Source organism: Methanobrevibacter sp. (assembly GCF_045539575.1).
Classification (GTDB): domain Archaea; phylum Methanobacteriota; class Methanobacteria; order Methanobacteriales; family Methanobacteriaceae; genus Methanocatella.
In genome coordinates this window covers 1-2444 of the sequence record NZ_JAZQFM010000085.1, presented here as the reverse complement: position 1 = coordinate 2444, position 2444 = coordinate 1, and the positions used below count along the sequence as shown (strand labels likewise).

General features: G+C 34.7%; 3 protein-coding genes. All 3 read right to left on the bottom strand.

Annotation, left to right across the window (positions count from 1 at the left end; all coding sequences use genetic code 11):
• Positions 1-699: IS21-like element helper ATPase IstB (gene istB, locus ACKI30_RS10555; RefSeq protein WP_407412273.1), on the bottom strand; the 699-nt coding region annotated here is incomplete at its 3' end.
• Positions 644-1825, bottom strand: coding sequence for an IS21 family transposase (istA, locus tag ACKI30_RS10550; protein ID WP_407412271.1), 1182 nt, complete (start codon positions 1823-1825; stop codon positions 644-646). The genes istA and istB, both read right to left, overlap by 56 nt.
• A gap of 308 nt (positions 1826-2133) precedes the next feature.
• Positions 2134-2444 (bottom strand): IS1096 element passenger TnpR family protein (locus ACKI30_RS10545; protein ID WP_407412269.1); only part of this gene is annotated, 311 nt, incomplete at its 5' end.

Genomic DNA, 2444 nt, shown 5'->3' with positions numbered 1-2444 from the left:
TGCATTTGCAATTACAGCATCTCCAAAAACATCGGGCCATTTTGAAAAAGATTGATTAGTTGTAAGGATTGTTGGTCTGAATTCATATCTTGCCGCTATCAGTTGAAAAAATCCATATGCCGCAGCCTTATCAACCGGAAGATATCCAATTTCGTCAATTATCAGAACCGTGTATTTGAGATAATGTTTAACAACCTGTTCCACTCGGTTTTCCTTTGCTGCACGTTTGAATTTTTCCATCAACTGAGCAAAATTAATGAAATATGTAGATATTCTTTGACTTGCTGCTTCAATTCCTATGGCTGTAGCAAGATGTGTTTTTCCAACTCCGCTTGAACCAATAAAGATAATGTTTGTTTTCGTTTCTATGAACCGTAGACTTGTCAAATCTGCGATTTGTTCTTTCCTTACCGATGGCTGATATGAAAAATCAAAATCCTTAAAGGTTTTAATATACGGAAAATGCGATGTGACAATATTTATCTTCTTTGCTCTTTCGGCTCTGAATTCAATCTCTGCATTAGTCAACTCCAGTAGTGAGTCTAAAAGTGAATTTTGGTTTTTTGTTGATTTGTCAATAACATTTGGTAAGATTTCAAGCATCTTAGTAAGTGAGAGCTCTTCCATATTGTTTCTTAATACATTAAAGTTTGTCATATATTTCAAGGTTCCTTTCTGCAACAGCTGTAATTTCATCATTTGAAAGCCTTCTTAACGAACTGCATCTGGCAATTTCCATATAGTCCTGATGATTGAAATTGGTAAGCTTTGATGTTTTGTCCCAATGGCGTATGAAATGTCCGTTAAAGGTAATGTTAAAGCCTGTACCATCATCTTCGATATCTAAATATTTACCGATATATTTCGGTGGTACGGAATATTTTCTGCCTTCATAGGTTATCAAAGACTCAACACTGACTTTTCTTGTGACTGTTTCCTTGAAATATCCCGAAAGAATGCTAAGATCTGTTTGTATGAGATATGGCTTCTCAATTTTAAGTAATTCAAACGGTGGTTTATCCGTCGCCTGACATTTTTCAGAGTTGATTTGCTCATTAAGTTCTGCAGCTATTCTTCTGATATCATCAAAACAAGTTATGTCTCCGCTGTAAACCTTTAATCTGTTTACAAGCTTTGCAGTAACTTCAACCTTTCCCTTTGTTTCGGGACGGTATGCAATGCAGGCTTTGGGAATAAATCCGCAGTCAGATGAGAACATACTGAATTCGTCGTTGAATACAGGCTCATTGTACTGAGTACGTGCTTTATCAATTATTGAACGCATGTTGTCAAAGAGGATTTCATGAGGAACACCGCCTATGTATTTAAATGCTTTGACAAGACATTCTTCCACAGTATGTAAATCTCTTGTTTCTGTAACGCAAAGGAATTTAGTTCTTGAAAAACCAAGAATCAAGAGAAAGACATTGAATTTTATGGTATCTCCGTCTTGGGTTTTGAATTTCATCGATTCTTTCCAATCCACCTGAGCCTGAATACCAGGATTAGTTTCAAAACGAATAACAGCTTGTTTTTGCTTTTCAAGATTGAGATTACGAACAAAGTCTTTAATTGTGGTATATGAACCGGTATATCCGTGATGCTTTATGAGGTAGTTGCAAATAGCAATAGCCGGGGCACCGGTTTTTAATTTTTCTTCTATTATCAATTCAAAACCATCAGTTTTCCTTGGTTTATTCGCTTTTGGTGGTGGGAGATTGTTTTTGACTGCATTGATAGCTTTTGAAACTGTTCTACGGTCACATCCATACTGGCGAGCAAGCTTTGAACAGTTAATATTTACATTAGATTTATCTTTAAGCATAAAATTCACCTTCTCATAAATGTCTTTTCTGTAATTCATTTTCATCACTCCCGAATAGAGTATACTCTATTCAGAAGTGTCTTGCCAGAATTGTACATTTTGAGTCGGCGATTTTGTACATTTTCATTTTAACATTTATATAAGAGTTATAAATCAAATTCATCAACTAATTACTTTTTGGCTTATTTAAGCCATTTTTACCTGTTTTAGATACTCTTAAAACATGCTAATTTCTTGTCAATTTTTATCTTTTTTTATCCCCGTTGATGTCACAATTGATGTCAGACAAATGCTGTGTATTCATTAAATCAATCAAAATCATCCGAGTCAAAGTCCAATATATCTTCCATTTCTTCATTTATCTCATCTAAATCATAATCATCATGATAACCTTGACCTCGTGCCCATTCTGCAATCGAGGTCTGTTCAGGATTTGATTCATCAAGATATTGTTCTAAAAATTCATAATATCCGTATATTCCGCCACAATCATCAGGCGGAGAGCTTTGCTTAAATTTGGTCACCTGAGGATAATCAAATTCGTAATCTTCAATATAATTTAAGACTTCAATGGTATGCTCCCACCAATCACCAAAATCATAGACATAAGTAAATTTTT